Source organism: Bifidobacterium sp. UTCIF-39, from assembly GCF_006408715.1.
Lineage (GTDB): Bacteria > Actinomycetota > Actinomycetes > Actinomycetales > Bifidobacteriaceae > Galliscardovia > Galliscardovia tissieri.
This window is the reverse complement of the sequence record NZ_JEOG01000019.1, coordinates 29,278-49,043: the sequence shown is the minus strand read 5'-3', so window position 1 is coordinate 49,043 and position 19,766 is coordinate 29,278. Positions and strand designations below refer to the sequence as shown.

Sequence of the window (19,766 nt, the reverse complement as noted above, 5' to 3'; positions counted from 1 at the left end):
GGCTCCGGTCAGTGACGACGGCGGGCGCCGGACGCGGAACCGTTGCCGGGCAGGTCGGCGACGGCGGCGACGGCGGGCAGGTCGGCCGTGTCGTCGCTGGGCACGGCGGTCACACCGGACGCACTTGCACTGCCAGCCGGGCCGCTGCCGTTGCCATCGGACGGTCCGTTGCCATCGGATGGACCGCCGGCGTCGCCGTCGCCCTTCTCCCAATCGTCCCACGCCTCATCCACGCTGGCCTTCTTCTTGCGCTTCTTACGACGACGGATCATCACAATCGCAATGATCACCGCCATCACGATCACCACGCCCACGACGACCACCCACCACGGGGCCCCCGTCTGCTCCTGCGTTGTCATGTCGGCGTCGGCGGAGGGGATATCCGGCGCGGGCGCCTCCTGCACGCTCAGCGTCACCGGGAATTCCTTGGTCTGCTGGTGCCCGTCGGAATCCTCGTAGACAATGGTGAACTTGGCGTTCACATCGTCCGTGGTGGTGGGGGTGAAGGCGAAGCCGATCGAGCCGGACGCGCCGGATGCCACGTTGCCGAGATACTGGGTCTTGGTCACCGCCTCGATGCCGTCACCCTCCACCGTGGCCTCCACATTGGCGATATCCCCCTTGCCCTTGTTCACATAGGCCATGGTGACGGTGGATTCCTCGCCCGCGTTGAGACTTTCAGGCACCTGCGGATCGTTCACCTGGAATCGGTCGGGCTGGCTCACCGGCACAGACAGTTTGATGTCGGCGTTGTTCGAACCGCGCTGGTCCTGGTCCACGTATTCGTAGCGGAAGCTCACAGTGATGCCCTGCGCGCCGCTTTTGGCGCCGCTCACCGCCTGCATCTGCACCTCCTGGCTGAGGCTCTTGCCCGCGGCCAGTCGGTCGAAGTAGAACGTGTTGGTGCCGCCGGCGATGGTGAAGTTCTCGCCGCCGTCCACGGTGACGACCATGTTCTCCACACGCACCTTGCCCTTGTTCTGGAACGTGAAGTTGAGCGGGAACGTGGCGCCGGCGGCCACCGAATTGCCGCCGTACGTGTACCCGGTGATGATGATGTTCGGTACGGGACCGGCGATCACGGTCTGTGTGGACCCGGATCCGTTGGCGGGGGCGGTTGTGGCGGTGCCGGCATCAGCGGTGTCGTCCGCGAGCGCGGACTGCACGCCGAACGACAGTCCGGAGGACATGGCCAGTGTGAGGCCCAGCACGATCGAGATCAGTGCGGCCATCAGACGGGTCGCCGGCGTGGGTGCCGTAGGCGTGATCGCAGTTGTTGCCGTTGCCGTCGTGGATCGCATGCTACAGGATCGCGTGCCGCGGGTGGGTGTGGTCGTCATGGGGTTTCCTTCTGTCTCGGTTCCTGAAATATTGTCGTTGTGGCGTCAGGCGTTCATCGCGTCATCGTTCATGGTGTCGTCGATGATCCGTCCGTCGAGCAGGGTGACGATGCGGTCGGCGTAGGACGCCATGTTGGGGTCGTGCGAAACCAGCACGATCGTCTGATCGAGACGCCGCGCAAACGAGCACATCATCGCCATCACGTCGGTTTTGGTTTTTGAGTCGAGGTTGCCGGTGGGCTCGTCGGCGAACACCACCTGCGGCTTGGCCACGAATGCACGCGCGATGCCGACGCGCTGCTGCTGACCGCCCGACATCTGGTACGGGAAGTGCTTCATGCGTCGTTCGAGTCCGACCCGTTTGAGCATGGTTCGGGCCGCCGCTTCGCGCTGCGCCTTGGGCACGCCGCGGAACATAAGCGGCATGGCCACGTTTTCGACCGCGGTGAGATTGGGGAGCAGATTGTAGGACTGGAATACGAATCCGAGATGCTTCTGGCGGAATTCGGCCAATTCGTGCTCCTCGAGCCTGGATATGGGTACGCCGCCGATCATCACGCCACCGCGCGTGGGTTTCTCCATGCCGGCAAGCTGATTGAGCAGGGTACTTTTGCCGGATCCGGATTCGCCGAAGATGCAGCAGATCTGCCCTTTGGGAATGCTCAGGTTCACGCGTTCAAGCGCAACGACGACCTCGTCGCCGACCGGATATTCCTTGCGGAGGTTGCGAACTTCGATGATGGGCCGGGATCGGCGTTCGGATTGCCGTCGTTCGGATTGTTCAGATCGTTCTGATCGTTCGTCCATGGATCATCTCCCTCTGCCGACGACCGTACGCATCATGGCGTTGATTACGATCGGCGGTTCTTCCTCATCGATGGTAGCCGGCCATCATCGTTTGTGTGTGCAAGGCCAAGGATCCCACGAACGTCTCATGGGGATCAACCCTTGCCGTGTCTGGCACGGCATACTGGTTTCCCGGGCAAATGACAGCGTGCTTTCAGCATACGTGAAATGATGTCGAACCCCCATAGTCCCCCGGAATGATTTTTCCGACATCGTTGTCGGCCAGAACGGGAACGGGGAGGCAGATACGAAACCGGCTCCCCTCGAAGGAGGGAAGCCGGCGAACAACGACGCGCTTGATCAGCGTGTATTCAGTGCGCAGTCATCGCAAGGCGCACAGTCATCGCAAGATCAGCGACCGCGGGAAACGCGGAAGGGGGCGGCCTTCCTACGGGACTTGCGGAAGCCCTGCGCGGCGCGGGACGTGGTGTGTCCATTGCGACCGCCGTGCGAACCATGAGTACCGTGCGCACCGGTCATGCCGCTGTTCTGCTGCTTGCCCTGATGACGCTTGGCCTTGCGTTCGGTGGCATGCTGGTCGGCGTAGCGCGCCTCCGTGCCGCGACGACCACGGCCGCGCTCCTCGGCGTTACGGGCCACGGCTCCGCGCTTGCCGCCGCCACGGTTCTCGGCACCGCGCCTGACGTCGTTGCGCTCGTTACGATCATTGCGCTCCGCGGCACCGCGACGGCCACCGTGATGCTGATGCCTGGTGGTCTTCTTCGGCTTGGCCGGAACCTTGAGCTGCCATCCGAACACGAGCGGCGCATACTCGCCCACCAGCTCCTTGACGGCCGGGTCCTCGGGCTTGACCCATGTGGACTTCACCTGGATGCCGGCACGACGCATCGTGGCGCGCACACCGCGCTCCTGACTCGGTAGCACCAGCGTCACCACGTCACCGGACTCGCCGGCGCGCGCGGTACGGCCGGAACGGTGCAGGAACGACTTCGGATCCATCGGAGGATCCACCTGCACCACAAGCTCCACATCGCTCACGTCGATGCCGCGGGCCGCCACGTCGGTGGCCACGAGCACGTTCACATCGCCGTTTGTGAAGGCGGCGAGATGACGGTCGCGCTGGTTCTGGTTGAGATTGCCCTGCAGGTCCACGGCCGGAATGCCGGACTTGACGAGCTTGGCGGCCAGCTTCTGCGCCTGGAACTTGGTACGCGTGAACAGGATGCGCTTGCCCTTGCCTCCGGCAAGCTTGTTGACCAGCGTGGCCTTGTTGCCCTGAGAGACGACGAACAGATGGTGGGTCATGGTGTCGACCTGCGCGTCGGCGTCATCCACCTCGTGCACCTTGGCGTTGTGCATGAACCGCTTGACCAGCCCATCAACACCATGGTCGAGCGTGGCGGAGAACAGCATGCGCTGTCCGCGGGGATCGACCTTTTCCAGCAAACGGGTCACGGACGGCAGGAAGCCCATGTCGGCCATCTCATCGGCCTCGTCGAGCACGGTGATCTCCACGGACTCCAGCGACAGCAGACCCTGACCGAGCAGATCCTCCAGTCGCCCCGGGCAGGCGACCACGATCTCGGCACCACGGTTGAGCCCGTCGACCTGACGGCCCTGCTTCACACCACCGTAGATCGTCACGGTGTTCATACCCATCATGGCGGCGAGCGGCTGGATCACCTCGTCGATCTGGTTCACCAGCTCACGCGTGGGGGCCAGCACCAGACCCAGCGGATGCGGCACATTGCCGTTGGCACGCTTCTCATGACGGCGGTTGTTGCCGCCTCTGCCCTTGGCATACTTGGCCAGACGGGCGACCAGCGGAATGGAGAAAGCGAGCGTCTTGCCCGAACCGGTCCTGCCGCGGCCGAGCAGATCACGACCAGCCAAGGAATCAGGCAGCGTATCGGCCTGAATGGGGAACGCCTCGGTCTTGCCATCGGCGGCGAGCACGCGCACCAGCGGCTTCGGCACGCCGAGTTCGGCGAAGGAGACGGGCTTGACGTCGTCCGCGACGTCGGCGGCATCATCGGCCGTCACGGTATCGACGGCGGATTCGTTCATATCGTTGGTATCGGTCATATCGGTCACGGAATCGGATTCAACGGCATCGGGCACAATGGCATCGTCAACAACAGTAGTGTTCGGCACGGCAGCCTTTCAAAACAATAATCAGCAGACAATCAATCGGTATGAATCCCCCGACGATGCGCCGTCATCCACATGACTATGAACACGGATAGGACATGTCTGGGGATCATCACAATCCAGGCCGGTTCCTCCGACCTGTGCAAACTTAGTGATGATACCCCAAGGTCGATACTTTCATACTTTCACTGCGGGTTCATACAACACGGTGGACAGACCCGCAGCGGAGGACTCTCCATACTGCGGCTTTATCTTTACTCGGCAACAAACCCGCAGCGAAGGGTCTCCCTCAGTGCGGGTTGTTCACGGCCATAGGGCAAACCCGCAGATAACGGGCCTCTCCGCTGCGGGTTTATCGAGGATTGGCACCCAACCCGCAGCAAACGGCCAACGACCAGCCACACCACCGCAACACGCAACTCGAATACTGTCCGCATCGCGGCGGCTATAGTCGGAATCAACCAACGAAGGGAGTCGGGATGGGTATCAACGCAAGCGAAAAGCCACTGGGCAAGGTGTTCTCCACCGACTACCAATTCGTCATCCCCGCATTCCAGCGCGCCTACTCGTGGCAGGTGAGCAACATGCTGCAGCTGGTGGAGGATCTCGAGGACGCCGCACGCGACCCGGAGCATCCATACTTCCTCGGCTCGCTGATCCTGGTGGGCGGCACGGATTCCACCGGACGCCTGTATCAGGTGATCGACGGCCAGCAGCGACTCACCTCGCTCACCATCATCATCGCCATTCTGCGCGATCTCGAAACGGACCCCGAACTCGTCGCCAACCTCAACACGCTGATCCTCGAGGAAGGCAACCGACTGTTCGGACGCGAGGCCGAACCGCGTCTGGCACTACGCGAACGCGACGCCGAGTTCTTCCGCAACTACGTGCAGGAAGGCAATCTCGAATCGCTGTTCGATCTGCGCGACAGCGACATGGAATCGAACGCGCAACGCAACATCGTGCAGAACACCAAGGCCGCCTACGATGCGCTGGATGCGTTGGACGAAAAGGAGCGCAGGGCCCTGGCAGGCTATCTGGTAAGCAACGTGTTCCTGATCATCGTGCGCACCGACGATCTGGCCGGCGCGCACCGCATCTTCGACGTGATGAACATGCGCGGACTGCCGCTGACCGCATCCGACGTGTTCAAGGCCAAGGCCGTATCGGCCATTCCGCTGGCCGACCGCGACATCTACGGCAAACGCTGGGATGATGCGATCGATCCGCTGGGCGACGACGTGGAGGCGTTCTTCAACGATCTGCTGCTGGTCACCTCGCCCAAGTCCGGCATGCGCGGACCGGTCGACGGATTCCGGATCAAGGTGTTCGACGAGTATCTGAAGAAGAACACAGCCGCGGAATTCATCAACGACATACTGGCGCCGTACGCCCGCGCATGGCTGATGGTGAACCAGCCGCACGCGTTCGCGCTGCCGCAGGAGGTGTCGGACTGGCTCGTGTCACTCAACGATTTCCAGTCCACCGAATGGAAGCCCGTGGCCATGTGGGCGCTGACGAACATGGGCGGACTACAGTCCCTGACGAGCGGCGACGTGAACGGCACCGCAGCCAACGCGGCCAACGACGACACGGCAGACACGGCAGACACAGACGGCAAGACCGGCAAGGACGCTGACAAGGCGGAGCAGCAGGTGCGCAAACTCGTGAATCTTTTGGCCGCACTGGAACGCGTAACCGGCGTGGACAATCTGGCACGACAGACATCGGCCGCGCGCCGCACCCGCGTAGTACAGATCCTCAAGGATCTCAAGAAAGGCAAGGACATCGCCAAATCCACCGGGTTCGCGATCAGCGACGACGAGCGCAAGACCGCGCTCGCCCGACTGCGCGGCGAACTGCAGGCCACAGGTACGCTCAAGAAGCTGTTGCTGCTGCGCGCCAACGATCAGCAGGCCGGCGAGCGCATCGTACGACCACGCAACATCAACGTGGTGCGCATACTGCCGGAACGGATCGGCGCGAATTCGTCGTTCGCGGTATGGCCGGAGTCCACGCGCGACCATTGGGTGGACAGGATCGGCAATCTGGTGCTCACCTCCACGAACGAGCAGATAATCGCCAAACTCGACAGCTACGCCCCACGCGCGGAACGGATTCTGGCCCAGCACAAATCGTTGAAATATCCGCTGACCGCCGAGCTTGAATCGGTCCGGGAGCTCACGCCGGATGTGCTGGAACGCCGGCAGGAGGAGATCGTGCATCTCATCGCCGAATACTGGCGGATCAGGTTCGATGCCGACAAGGTCGATCTGACCACGCTCAGCGAGGATCATCTGACGCGCGGCAGTGGCAGGTCGACGACCGGATCGAAGCGCATCACGATCGCCCAGGTGATCGACGCCGGGCTGCTGGTGCCGGGAGAGACGCTGGTATGGAAGCGGCCGCGACTCGGCCAGGAGTGGATCGCCACCGTGACGCGAGACGGCAAACTGCAGCTGGAGGATGGATCGAAGCATTCCACGCCCACGGCGGCGGCCCGCGCGGCAAGCGGCAAGGCGTCGGGCGCAGGGCTGGACGTGTGGCGGAGACAGTCGAACGGGCAGAAGCTCAGCGAGATCTGGCAGGCGTACCGTCTCAAGGCACTGGGTGGCCGCGGCCAATAGTTCAACGCAGCATGTCGCACGTATGAACACTCGGCAAATCCTGATATACGCGCCTTTCCCGCCCGCATACCCGCGGAATACTGGAATTACGGGGTTGTTGCAGTATCCAATGCAAAGGGGGAGCGAGTGGAAGACGACGCATACGCGCACATTGGCATCAAGCGCGCCAAACGTAAGATGGTCACCAAAGTGATTCTGTTTGGCGTCGCGACCGTGCTTCTGACAGGGCAGTTGATATCGTCGCTGTCCCTGCTCGTAGGCCCGGGAATGTTCCCGACTATGGTGGGGATGCTGTTGATGACGAACATCATTCCGATCATCCTGCTCATCGTATGTGTATGGAGACTGGTGGTCTGGCTGAAGGCGCTGAACACTCCCCCATCTCAGGATCATGGCGTGGTGGCGGAATTCAATACCACCACCGATGACGATGACGACACCACCACAACACATATCCTGCGACTCGACAACGGGAAGAGGGTGGATCTCAGCGACAAGTTGTCGTCGATATTCCAGGGGGATGACGAGACGCGGAAGCGGCTGATCACCCCCGGTACACGTGTGGTCCTCACCTGGTATCGCGACACGCCGGTCTATGCATCGATTGCACTGGAGCAACCTCAGCAGGCTCAGACGCCGCTGGCACCGCAGACATCATTGCCGCCGCAGACGCCGGTACAGCCGAATGCCGCGCCGAACCCGATCCATACCGCTCGCGCATGATCGACCTAGTCGGCGCTGACACCACACGACGCGTACAGATGCACGCAATCACAGGATCGCAGGATTCACGATATACGCGGAAACCAAAGCATTCCAGATCATGCGGAAAGGAATCGGATAGATGATTCGCCTGATTGAGCGGTTGACGGCTGCGGGATTCGGCATCATTGTCGCGCTGTACATCATCTGGTTGGCCGTCGTGGATATTGCGAGTGGGTCGTCGAATGCCGGCGGCGCGATGGCCGGCGGCGCGATGGCGCTGGCACTGCTGTGCTTCTGCCTGTACAAGGCTGCCATCTATGTGATCGCCCTGCATCGAGGCCCCCGTACGGCTCACGCCATGGTTTGGCGGTATGCGCAGGTGCATGGTACGGATTCCGATGGCGATCCGACCACCGACACCATTCATACCCTACGACTGGATGACGGGGAAATCATCCATGTGCCGAGCATCGGGATCGAATCCCTGCACGACGGCATGACCATGCGACGTTTCACCACGCCCGGCGAGCATGTGATCATCACCTGGTATGAGAAACCGTTCATCTGCACGTCGGTGACCCTCGACCCGGAACGTCCGGTCCGCGCTACGGCTGAAGAACGCCATCGGATCCTCAACCACAATTGGACGCCAGGCAATACGACCACCACGGCCAGCACGGCATCCGTTGTCGGAAACGGAACCAACTCCCCCGACGACGGATCATGGATCGACACCGATAATCTCGCTCCATCAGACGGTCCTAAACCCACCATCAAGGATCTGGCGCCGACGGCGTTCCGCACACTGAACTACGTACTCACCACCATCACGGGCGTACTCATTGCGGCAGTGGCGTTCACCTCGTCCCGACTGGGACAGTACGGCATACAGAGCGTGATCAAGGGTCTGCTGATCGGTCTGATACTCGCATGGTTCGCCCTGTGGGTATTCATTCATATGGTCGTCAAGCAGGTGCTCATGCATCGGGCCGTCACGGATCCGAACTTTCGCGCACGCGATGGGCATGAATCGATGTATCTGCCGCAGGAACAGGTCGATAACGAACAGCGTCGCAGTCTCATCCATCATCTTCTCGGCGTGATCGCCCTGTCGATTCTGCCGACATTCGCGCTGTCCCAATCGGTGGGAGCCCTGATCGAAGGTCCCCAGACCGTACCCGTCACCTATCAGGGCGTGGAACGACGTGTGGAGGAAGGCGACGATTCCGTCAATATCTACGCCGACTTCCAGTTCCGCACCGAAAACGATAAGACGATCACCATCACCACCGATTGGGACGAACGAGCTACGATCGAGCAGCAGGTGGGCGAGGAGAGCGGTCGGCATCTGCTGCTCACCTACTGGACCGATAACGGAAGCGTACCCACCTTTGACAACGCCAAACCGGATCCGGAATACGAGTAATCACATGTCATGCGCGAACAGGCGTCGATTCACGCTTGACAGGCGCACCAACGACAAACAACGGCAATGACGCCTCAGGAAAGGTGGAAACATGGGTCGACTTATTGTGCGAATGGCGGCGGCGGGATTGGGTATTCTGATCTCGTTGTGGAACATATGGGGCGCGGTCTATAATCTGCTGGCCCCGGTGCCGTTCGCGTGGATGCGGAATGTATTCGGCGATATTGTCGGCTTTGTCATATTTCTCCCCTTGCTGTGCTTCTGCATATACAAGCTCGCCACGTATATCAGGCTGCTATGGCGAGGACCGCGGACCACTTACGGCATGATCTGGGAGTATCGCAAGACGGAAACCACGGATTCCGATGGGGACACCGTAACGAGCATCACGCACACGATTCGTCTGAACGGCGGCGAGATGATCAACGCCAGCAGCATTCCCCAGTCGGCGTTCCAGGACGGCATGATGTGGCCGCAATTCATCACGCCCGGCACATACGTGATCCTGACCTGGTATGAGAAGCCGTTCATCCCCGTGGCATTGCGGCCCGATCCCGCGCATCCGGTGCCGGCGACCGCCGATGAGCGTCACCGCATCATCGACCCGACCTGGAGGCCGGAGCCGAAGACGACGCCAGTGTCGGATGCGGTCTTGGCGGGAACGACGAATGGCACGCCGTCTGTGAGAACGAGCGGCGATGTCGTTACAAACGGGACCGGAGTCGATGCCAACAACGGACATGCGGTACACGCCGACACCAAGAATGACACCAAGGATTCGGAATCCACGCCAAGTATCGAGAAGCTGAATCCGAAACCGTTCAAGCAGCTGAACTCCATCTTCAACATCATCATAGTGTTCGTCCTCGCCGGGGTCATGCTACGATCGACTGGCCTCACGCCGTTTGGCATAGAGGGTATATACAAGCGCATGGCGTTGGGAGTGGCCTTTGGTTGCTTCGCCGTATGGACACTGGTGCGCATGGTCGCCCAATATGTGCTGCTGAGCGTTGTCGGCAAAACCACGACGATGCGCGATCACGTTACGGGGGATCAGGTTCCGCTGCCGCAGGATCAGATTGACGGACAGCGGAAGACATGTCTGATAATGCATCTGATCGGCGCAGCCATCGTGGCGGTAATCGCCACATTCATGCTGATCGGGCCTGCACGGACGCTGATCGCCGGCCCGCAATCCGTGTCCGTCACCTATCAGGGCGTGGAGCGCCGCGAGGAGACCGATGAGGATGACGACACCACCAGCGTCTACGCCGACTTCCACTTCCTCACCGAGAACGGGGAGACCCTGACCATCACCACCGATTGGGATTGGCGTTCCACCATCGAGAAGCAGGCGGGAAACAACGGCAACCATCTGCTACTCACCTATTGGGGCAACCAGAACAATTTCTTCGACCACAAACTCATCTTCGACAATGCAAAACCGGATCCGAAGTATTCGTGATCATATTGAAACAAAAAACCAGTGCCATTACAGCACTATTACCGAATAAAAAAATGAACAGGACACGGACATCGTTGGCCGTATCTTCTTCAATAATTGGAGATGTATTGCAAATATAGTGCAATGCGCTGGAACCGAGGCAATATCTAGGATGATTCCGAATACCTGCAACGATTCCGGACATCCGAGACGATTCCGAAATGATTGTCTGATTCGCGAATGGCGAATCGTTGAATCACTTCTCCTCTTCGAGCTGACGAGCCACGTACTGCATGGTCTTCAGCGTCTCGCCGTTCACGTAGTCGGTAGAGGCAAAATCAGCCATTGCCAGACCCAGAGACATCATCTTTCCGAACTTCATAATTTCCTCCTTGGTTATCGTGTTGGATCATTTCCAACTGACACCTGTGACTATAAGAATGCGATTATTACATGGCAATGATTTTCCACCTGTTGCACGCGGATTTCACAAAAAAAGTTACGTAGATCACGTTTAGATCCTTCACATATTACGTAGTGTATAGCGGATCACATTTGTCCGAGCAGGCGAAGCAGATCGTCCTTGGTGAGCGCGCCGATGGCGTTGCCGCCGGTGGATGCGGCATCCACGAAGCGTGACGCGAGATCGGTTTTGGTGCGTTGCAGGTTGAGGATGCGCTCCTCGATCGTGTCCTTGGCCACGATCTGATACACGTTCACGTCCTGCGTCTGCCCGATGCGATGCGCGCGGTCGGTGGCCTGATTCTGCGCGGCGGCGTTCCACCATGGGTCGGCGTGCACCACCACGCATGCGCCGGTGAGGTTGAGGCCCGTGTTTCCGGCCTTGAGCGAGATGAGGAACACGGGGGTGTCGTCGCGGTTGAAGGCGTCGACCAGCTCGAGCCGCTTGCGTTTGGGCGTGGAACCGGTGATCACGTCGTAGGGCACATCGTCGGCGCGCAGCCGCTCGGCGATGAGGTCGAGATAGCTGGTGAACTGCGAGAAGATGAGCATCTTGCGTCCGGCATCGCGGCAGCTCGACACCAGTTCCTCGATGGCGTCGAGCTTGGCGGACAAAGCACGTCGTCCTGCCCGATGCGTGGTTGCGCCAGCCGTGGTTGCACCAGCCCCATCACCCGTACCGTTCTCATTCTTCTCACCGAACGCGAGCCTCGGATCGCAGCACACCTGGCGCAACCGTGTCAGCTGCGCCAGCACCTGGATCTTGGACTCGTCGAAGTCCTTGCCCTTCTGGTGAAGGATCGTATCGCGCAGCCGCTGCTCGAGCGCCGCATACAGTCGCCGCTGCTCACCAGTCAATTGCACAGTGATCACGTTTTCGATCTTGTCGGGCAGATCATGGAGCACATCGGCCTTGAGCCGTCGCAGAATGAACGGATTGACGAACGCCCGCAGCTTGTCCTGCGCTTTCGTGTCGCCGGCGAGGATCGGCATTTCGAATCGTTCGCGGAAATGCGCGTACGATCCGAGCATGCCCGGCATGAGGAAGTCGAAGATGCTCCACAGTTCGCTCAGCCGGTTCTCGATCGGTGTGCCGGTGAGCGCGAACCGATGCCGCGCCCCGATGCGCCGTACCGCACGCGACGCCTTGGTGGCGTGATTCTTCACGTACTGTGCCTCGTCGAGGGCCATCACATCGAAATCGATACCGTCATAGTCGTCGATATCACGACGCAGAAGATCGTACGACGTAATGACCACGTCATATTCGCCGTGCGCGGCGGCTTCGATCATCGTGCGACGTGCGGCCTTGGTGCCGGCGATCGCCACCGCACGCAATCCGGGTGCGAACCGTCCGCATTCGGCGAGCCAGTTGTAGACCAGTGACGCCGGGCAGACGATCAGATTCATCGCCGGAGTCGCCGCCTGATTCGCCGTCGCATCGGCACTCGCCCGCTCATGCCGCTCCGGCCGCTCATGCCGCGCCACCAGCAGCGACAGCAGCTGCACGGTCTTGCCCAAGCCCATCTCGTCGGCCAAAATCCCGCCGAATCCCTTGTCACACACCGCGTTCAGCCAGCGGAATCCCTCCACCTGATACGGTCGCAGCACACCGGCCAACGAATCAGGAACCACATAGGTCGTCGGATCGATCACACGCAGATCATTCAGATACGCGGTGAAACTCGCGCTTTTGTCGGCATCGTCGACCTGATGATCAAGATAGTAGGCCTCGTAGGCGGGCACCTGCAGCGTTCCCGTTTCCAGACTGGCGGCGGAAACGCCAAGATCGGCGGCGAGCTCGTCGATGGCACTGGTATCCACGTCACGCATCTCAACGAACGCGCCGTTCGACAGTCGATGGAACCGGCGCTTGCGACGATAACTGTTCAGCAGCGCCGGCACATCCTTGGGATCGATCTCATCGGCGATGGGCGAAATCCGAACTAGATCGGACGCAACGGACAGACCGACCCGGATCTTCGGACGCGGCGTGGCGGTCAGACCGTCGAACGCAGGCGTGGCGAACACCTCGCCGAGCCCGCGCAGCACCGGCAGCCCTTCGGTGATCAGTCGGTGAATGGCCTCATCGTCGGATTCGGGAATGCGCGCCACCACATCGTCGGGCTGGGGGAAGTAATGCCGCACCGCCTCCACGGCAAGCCGTTCGGTATCCGCATCACGCGTCACATCGCCGGGCGCAATGCCGGCGAACACGTGAAACCGCCGATCGCCATACCGTGCCTGCACATCGCAGCTTACGCCGTCACGCCCACGGTCCAGATAGGTTTCAATCACGCATGGCAGACGCTTGCGCCGCAGCAGATCACTGGGCAGTTCGGCCGGAATACCATGCGTTTCGGTCGAACCGTCCGCGTTCACGGTCACGCTCGTCCCCAGATACGGCAGTATGGTTCGGCTGAACGTGTCCAAGTCGTCACGATTCAGGAACAGCCCATGCTCCGAATCGTTGCACAGGATGGACAGCATGTCGAAATCCTTGACGAACCGCGCGCTGCATCGGTGAAACACCGGCTGTCGTGAATCCGCAGTCCGCCGCACAACAACGTAGGACGTGTTGCGTCCCTCGGCCAGCAGATCAAAATACGTACTGTGTTCGATCACATACCCGTCGCCGGATTCGCTTTCCCGGATCGTGAGCCCCGGATCGGGATCGCCGTCGACCACCGTGGCGGCGACCGGGCCACGCGATGCGCCCAATCCTCCCGATGCGCCCAATCCGTCCGACGTGGATAACGATGCCGGAGAAGCAACGGGAATATAGTCGATGGTCTCATCGGCATCGCAATACAGGTCCAGCAGTTCGACGACCTCATCGACGACCAGCGACATCTCGTTCGCTGTGGATTTGCGATGGTAGTAGTAGCTGTCGTACGGCTCGGCCACGCCAAGCGCCGCACGGATATCAAACGCCTGCGTCAGCACGTCGATCAGCCGGCGGGAACGTTCGTCGAACGCATCACGGGAATGGACGAACCCGAGTTTCTTGCCGTAGTACAGATACGCGCCGACGCGTATCGCCTGCAGCAGCTCGCGAATGTTCTTCACCGCATATTCGATATTTCGATCGGGAACACGAATCCGCAGCTTCAGACGCCATCCGTCATCAGACGGGTGCAGACATGGCCGCAGACGGACGCTGCCGATGGGCATATGTCGACTGCCGTCGGCGGCGCTCCCCCGGACGAGCGAGCCTTGGGAATCCGCCAAGTTCTGGGAATCGCCGTGGGAATCAGCGAGCGCACTGACCTGTTTGAGCAGGTTCAGCCGCTGCTCGCGCATGGCCTGCGCCGCGTCATGCTCCCGTTGCCGCATGTAGACCTGCAATAGCCGCGAGGTGTGATGCGCGGCTGTCGCACGCGTGGGATCGCCAGTCTGGGTGAACGATTGCGGATGGTCGTTGTATTGCATGATCAGTGCGATCACATGCTTGCAAATTCCGCTGTACACCCCGTAGGCGGGGCAGGTGCAGGCCGAGTCGACCAGTTCGTGGTCGTTTTCATCGATGGTGGCGTGCACTTCGTAGTCGCCGCGGCCGCTGGCGTTGCTGCGGACGAGTGCGGAGATCACCGTGTCGCCGTCGGCGTCCGCGTCGCAGTGCAGATCGTGCATGCGACCGCTGGTGATCACGTTGTAGGCACGGTAGAAGGCGGTGCCGCCGAGTGTGCGCAGTTCGTATTCGGGTATGGCGTCGGACTGGTGGCCGTAGGTGGATGTGCCGGAATGGCTGTCGTCGTCGGGGTCGACGGTGTAATCGTCGTAGTAGCCGTCAGCGTTGCCGAAACTGCCGGCACCGCCGGTTCCACCGTTACGCCCGTATACGTCCGACCGCCAGTTCATTCACGCGCCTTTCGATCAGCCGGCCGATCAGCCGGCCGCGCCCGCTTCGACCATATCAGCCACGACCGTCAGCGGCTCAGATGCGCGGCAGGGACTGCAGAAAACGGTGAACGTCGGTGAGTTCGGCGTCGCAGACGTCGTGGCGCATGCCGAGGTAGGCGCGTTCCTCCACGGTGGCGAATGCGGCGAGCGCCGCGCGGATCGACGTCTTCTGTTCTTCGGGGATCTGACGGTCAAGACTGCCGTAGCCGAGGAAGACCTTGGGACGACGCGTCGGCTCGGCGAATCGTGGCTGTTCATCGTGGAACGACGGCGCAAGCAGCACCGCGCCAGCAAACGTATTGGGGTGGTCGGCGAGGATGCGGTATGACAGGTATCCGCCCTGCGAGAAGCCGACGAGCACCTTGCGGCGCCCTTTGAGCGCCGACGAATCAAGCATGGACACGATCTGATCGCCGATGGCGGAACACTGCGACTGGATGCGCGCGTTGTCCCAGCCGGCGCTGTCGTACCAGGCATGGCCGCCGAGATACTGGCGATGGATGGGTCCCTGCACGGAGATGTAGTCGCTACTGGGGTCCACCGCGTCGATGATGCGGACCATTTCATGCTCGTCGTTGCCGTATCCGTGGAACATCACATAGACGATGTCGCTGGTTGCGGTGTCCGGCGGCAGAATCTGCCCGGTGATGGGTTCGGCGGGCGATCCGGCCGATTCCATGGTCAGTCGGGTCAGCATGTTCAGTCGCATATCAGCTCTCTTTCCTCAACAACGCCCACCAACGATACCATCCATATTCAGTCACTGCGCACGTCGACCCTAGTGATGACGACGACGGTGACGGTGACGTGACGGTGACGACTGCGGCATAGTTGTGCAGCGGGCAGCCGCCTCTCCCTATCATAGGCCTCCGATCCGATCTGCTACGGAACTGCCATATGCCCGGCATCACCATGCACCGATTGTGTAACGATCCGCGATTCGTTCCCGATTCCACGACGTTCCCATAGCGAAAACGGCATGAGGTTGCTACAATGGCTACTCGTTGCTTTTCGGCCCCGTAGCTCAGTTGGATAGAGCAACTGACTTCTAATCTGTAGGTCGCCGGTTCGAACCCGGCCGGGGTCACCATCGAACCCCTTGGAAACACTAGGATCCAAGGGGTTCACTCATACCGGGTATTCCACCATAGGGATGCACTCGGATGCACCAAGCGCGGATGCTCTCCCCCTCGCCATTACATCCGCCACATCATCCAATCCAACCCGGCACTATTCCGCCACCTCGCACGATCCGTCATATCGTGACTATGGACGCCAACGCCGCACATGGAGTGCGGAGTGCTTATGGACGTCGGAAGGACTTGGTGATCATATGTGGATTGACGATCGTGATGGAGGATACGATTACGCGATTCAAAACGTGAAGACGGGGCTCTACTGCGCAAAAAGCGGTAGGGCGACTGCGAAATACGACGATATCCTTCTCGCCGAGGATATGGAGGAGAGTGACCTCAACGTGGTCGAGATGTTCCGCGGCCATCTTGACACCGATGCGCTCGATGCCGTGGAGCGCGAGGACTACTGGCAGGAGTCCGAGGCCTACGAGTTCGGCAAGCGGTTCGTCCTCCCAGGATTCCGCTTGGTTCGCATTCCGTTTTTCAATTGGGATATGGACGATGACGACCAGTTCTACGACGAGGACGGCAATTTTGATTTTGTGGCGATCCGTGACTTCGTGTTCGGTAAGGATCAGGCCATTGCTATGCCCGGTGAGGTTGTGCCCGACGATGCTCCGTGGTCCGCATGCGATGGCGATACGCTGCTTGACCGTCTTGCCATACCCAATTATGGCGATGAGATCGATTACATCGCGGTTCTCAACCATACCAACGACCAAATCAACCAAGCACTCAAGGAAGCCGGCGAACGCGACGGAATCACCAACCCGTTTGAGTGGGACTCCCGGTATCCGGACATCGTCGAAAGGGTCCGAGCCGAGGAAAATGCCAAGCTGCAGGAGAGGATTGCTCTCGGCAACGCCCGGATGAGTCAGGAACGGCGCAGTCGGGGAACGCAGCGCTGACTCTGGTTCATGACCGGTTCGTGTGAACGGGACGGCCCCGGAACCCCGTTCACATGAACCGGCTACAGTGTCGATCATGACCGATGAACGACCTGAGGATCTGGCGGCGCTACGCAAGCCCGCCAAGCGTCATGACGAAAGAACCGTCGCCGGAGCGCATCGTCGCATGCGCCGTGCCGACCGCGAGGTGACCGACATCGAGCAGATACGACAGATCATCGACCATTGCGACGTGGTGCATGTGTCGTATATGGATGCGGAGGGCCTGACGATCGTGCCAATGAACTTCGGTTACGAATACACGGATACGGCCCCTGATGGCAACGGCGACACGCTGGTCCTGTACATGCATTCCGCGCCGGAGGGTCGTAAATTCGACGCGATTCGCGCGGCCGGCAACGCGCTGCCCGTGGCGTTCGAGATGGATACGGATCGCGAGATCATCGAGGGGCGTGCCTGGTGCAATTGGGGTGAGGCGTTCAAGTCGGTGGTCGGCAACGGCACGGCAAGCATCGTGGACGATGTGGACGAGAAGATTCATGGCCTGCAGTTGCTGATGGGGCAGCAGATGGGCAAGTGGGATGTCCCGTTCACTCCGCAGCAGGCCTCCAGCGTGATGGTGTGGAAGATTACGGCGACGCATGCGACCGGCAAGATCCACGCGAAAGCGCGGCAGGCGGCTCACGCATCGGCGATGCCGGAATCACGGTGAGCGTTTGCAACGATCAATCATCGGCTGTCCCGTGTTATGAACCGCAATTACGCTGAACAAATTCGCTGAATATCATGACGATTCATTCCAATCCGACCCACGTGACCCATGGATTCGGCCCGGTGTGGGATGCGGATTCCCGCGTGCTGATCCTCGGTTCGATGCCGAGTCCGAAGTCCCGCGAGGCGTCGTTCTACTACATGCACCCGCAGAACCGGTTCTGGCCGGTGATGGCGGCCTTGTTCGATGAGCCGGTGCCGGAGCCGGACCCCGAGATTCGTAGCGATTTCGCCCTACAGCATCGGTTCGCATTATGGGACGTGATCGCCGAATGCGATATCGCCGGGGCCAGTGATTCGTCGATTCACAATGCCGTGCCGAACGATCTTGCGCCGATCATTCGCGCATCACGCATCAGTCACGTGTTCACGACTGGCGGCAAGGCGGCGCAATTGTATCGTCGTCTGTGTGAGCCGCATCTGGTCGAAAACGGCATCACCGTTCCCATGACTCCCCTGCCGTCCACGAGCCCGGCGAACGCGAGAATGCGGCTGCCGGATCTGACAGCCGCATATCAGGTCGTGGTTCAGTCGATCACACGAACAACGACAGTGTGAGCACGGAGATCAGTCCCATCACCGACATGACGGTGGTGGCGGCCGTCCACGACATGAACGTCTCCTTGAGCGAGAGGCCGAAGTACTCCTTGATCATCCAGAATCCGGCGTCGTTCACATGGTCGGCGATCACCGAACCCGCACCCACGGCCAGCACCATGAGCGCCGGGTTGACGCCGGACATGGCGACCATCGGTGCCACCAGACCGGCCGCGGTGAGCGAGGCGACCGTGGCCGAGCCGAGGCACAGGCGCAGTACGGCGGCCACGATCCAGGCGGCGAGCAGCGGCGGCATGTTGATGTTGGCGAACATGGTGGAGATGTAGTCGGAGATGCCACCGTCCACAAGCACCTGCTTGAACGCGCCGCCACCGCCGATGATGAGCAGCATCATGGCGATCTGCTTGACGGATTCGGTCATGCTGCCGGCGATGTCGGCCATGGTGCGCTTGCGGGCGAGGCCCATGGTCCAGACGGCGAACAGCATGGATAGCAGCATGGCGGCGTCGGGGGCACCCACGAACTGGATCACCTGATTGACGATGTTGCCCTCGGGCAGCACGAACGTGCAGATGGTGGCTACGGCGATGAGGATGACCGGCATCATGGAGGTGACGACGGAGATGGCAAAGCCCGGGGTGTCCTCCTCCTTGAACTCCTTGAATTCGCCGAGCGCGGTGACCTCGACGTCGGTGTGGTATAGGTCGGGCTTGATGCGGTGCAGCAGCGAGTTGAACAACGGTCCGGCCACGATGATGGTCGGTATGGACACGATGATGCCGTACAGCAGCACGTGACCCATGTTGGCGCCGAGTGTGGAGGTGATGGCGGTGGGCGCGGGGTGCGGCGGCAGGAACGCGTGGGCCACGTTGAGCGTGATGGCCATGGGGATGCCGAGGTACATGAGCGGCATGTCGAGCTCGCGCGCGATCACGAAGATGATCGGCAGCAGCACCACAAGTCCGACCTCGAAGAACAGGGCGATGCCCACGATGAACGAGGCGAGCACCACGGCGATCTGGATGTGCTTGCGGCCGAAGCGCTTGATCAGCGTCATGGCGATGCGGTGGCCGCCGCCGGAGTCGGAGACGAGCTTGCCGAGCATGGAACCGAAGCCGAAGATCACGGCGAGATGGCCGAGCTGGCCGCCGATGCCGGTTTCGATGGTGGTGGGGATCTTGTCGACCGGGATCTGCAGAACGAGCGCGGTAAGGAATGAGACGATGACCAGCGAGACGAAGGTGTTGAGCTTGAGTTTGACGATGAGGAAGATAAGCACTGCGACGGCGCAGGCCACGATGACCAGAGGCATGGGAGCTCCTTTGCTGTTCTCTGGAGAGGTAGGTATCGAGTGAAAAGAAAGAAGTGAGATAGGAACCGGGTACCGTTCAGCCGTTCAGCCCCTTATTCAGGGTCTGAAAACCCGTAAGGAGGAAGACCGCCCTCCTTAGTGTGATCACACTAACCATGTCAGGATCAAGACCCTATCAGGCAAGAAGATGGCGCACGGTTCCTTAGTGTGATC

14 protein-coding genes and 1 tRNA gene are annotated in these 19,766 nt (G+C 60.7%); 8 read left to right on the top strand and 7 right to left on the bottom strand.

All coding sequences use genetic code 11. The annotated features are described in order from the left end of the window. Positions 1–8 precede the first annotated feature (8 nt). The 3 genes from EP30_RS08345 to EP30_RS08335 form a co-directional block, all read right to left on the bottom strand. Positions 9–1,232 (bottom strand): COG1361 S-layer family protein, encoded by a 1,224-nt coding sequence (locus EP30_RS08345; protein ID WP_375137749.1) that lies wholly within the window; start codon positions 1,230–1,232, stop codon positions 9–11. 153 nt (positions 1,233–1,385) lie between these two features. Beyond that, positions 1,386–2,147, bottom strand: a complete 762-nt coding sequence (locus EP30_RS08340; protein ID WP_140557760.1) for an ABC transporter ATP-binding protein — start codon at positions 2,145–2,147, stop codon at positions 1,386–1,388. A gap of 390 nt (positions 2,148–2,537) precedes the next feature. After that, positions 2,538–4,214, bottom strand: a complete 1,677-nt coding sequence (locus EP30_RS08335) for a DEAD/DEAH box helicase (RefSeq protein ID WP_140557793.1) — start codon at positions 4,212–4,214, stop codon at positions 2,538–2,540. Between the two features lie 563 nt (positions 4,215–4,777). On the opposite strand from EP30_RS08335, the gene EP30_RS08330 reads away from it, so the two are divergent. From EP30_RS08330 to EP30_RS08315, 4 genes are all read left to right on the top strand, one after another. Further along, positions 4,778–6,928, top strand: a complete 2,151-nt coding sequence (locus tag EP30_RS08330) for a DUF262 domain-containing protein (protein WP_140557757.1) — start codon at positions 4,778–4,780, stop codon at positions 6,926–6,928. A 126-nt stretch (positions 6,929–7,054) separates the two neighbouring features. After that, positions 7,055–7,651, top strand: a complete 597-nt coding sequence (locus EP30_RS08325) for a hypothetical protein (RefSeq protein WP_140557755.1) — start codon at positions 7,055–7,057, stop codon at positions 7,649–7,651. Positions 7,652–7,772: 121 nt separating this feature from the next. Beyond that, positions 7,773–9,059: a hypothetical protein gene (locus tag EP30_RS08320; protein WP_140557752.1), complete on the top strand. Its 1,287-nt coding sequence runs from the start codon at positions 7,773–7,775 to the stop codon at positions 9,057–9,059. A 91-nt stretch (positions 9,060–9,150) separates the two neighbouring features. Then, positions 9,151–10,524: a hypothetical protein gene (locus EP30_RS08315; protein ID WP_140557750.1), complete on the top strand. Its 1,374-nt coding sequence runs from the start codon at positions 9,151–9,153 to the stop codon at positions 10,522–10,524. Positions 10,525–10,759: 235 nt separating this feature from the next. Here EP30_RS08315 and EP30_RS11160 read toward each other — a convergent pair whose 3' ends face one another. The 3 genes from EP30_RS11160 to EP30_RS08305 all read right to left on the bottom strand — a co-directional run bounded on the left by EP30_RS11160 (position 10,760) and on the right by EP30_RS08305 (position 15,577). After that, the gene (locus EP30_RS11160; RefSeq protein WP_258185437.1) at positions 10,760–10,885 is read right to left on the bottom strand and encodes a hypothetical protein; all 126 of its coding nucleotides are present in this window, start codon (positions 10,883–10,885) and stop codon (positions 10,760–10,762) included. Between the two features lie 167 nt (positions 10,886–11,052). After that, positions 11,053–14,826, bottom strand: coding sequence for a DEAD/DEAH box helicase (locus EP30_RS08310; protein WP_140557747.1), 3,774 nt, complete (start codon positions 14,824–14,826; stop codon positions 11,053–11,055). Between the two features lie 76 nt (positions 14,827–14,902). After that, positions 14,903–15,577, bottom strand: coding sequence for an alpha/beta hydrolase (locus EP30_RS08305; protein WP_140557745.1), 675 nt, complete (start codon positions 15,575–15,577; stop codon positions 14,903–14,905). A gap of 304 nt (positions 15,578–15,881) precedes the next feature. Between EP30_RS08305 and EP30_RS08300 the strand changes: the two genes are divergently transcribed. The 4 genes from EP30_RS08300 to EP30_RS08285 all read left to right on the top strand — a co-directional run bounded on the left by EP30_RS08300 (position 15,882) and on the right by EP30_RS08285 (position 18,241). Further along, positions 15,882–15,958, top strand: a tRNA-Arg gene (locus EP30_RS08300). A 243-nt stretch (positions 15,959–16,201) separates the two neighbouring features. Next, positions 16,202–16,912, top strand: a complete 711-nt coding sequence (locus EP30_RS08295) for a hypothetical protein (RefSeq protein ID WP_140557743.1) — start codon at positions 16,202–16,204, stop codon at positions 16,910–16,912. Positions 16,913–16,988: 76 nt separating this feature from the next. Further along, positions 16,989–17,624, top strand: a complete 636-nt coding sequence (locus EP30_RS08290) for a pyridoxamine 5'-phosphate oxidase family protein (RefSeq protein WP_140557741.1) — start codon at positions 16,989–16,991, stop codon at positions 17,622–17,624. Between the two features lie 74 nt (positions 17,625–17,698). Beyond that, positions 17,699–18,241 (top strand): DNA-deoxyinosine glycosylase, encoded by a 543-nt coding sequence (locus tag EP30_RS08285; protein ID WP_140557738.1) that lies wholly within the window; start codon positions 17,699–17,701, stop codon positions 18,239–18,241. On the opposite strand, the gene EP30_RS08280 is transcribed toward EP30_RS08285, so the two are convergent. After that, positions 18,219–19,553 (bottom strand): gluconate:H+ symporter, encoded by a 1,335-nt coding sequence (locus EP30_RS08280; RefSeq protein ID WP_094662009.1) that lies wholly within the window; start codon positions 19,551–19,553, stop codon positions 18,219–18,221. The two genes, EP30_RS08285 and EP30_RS08280, sit on opposite strands and share 23 nt — an antisense overlap. Positions 19,554–19,766: the final 213 nt, after the last annotated feature.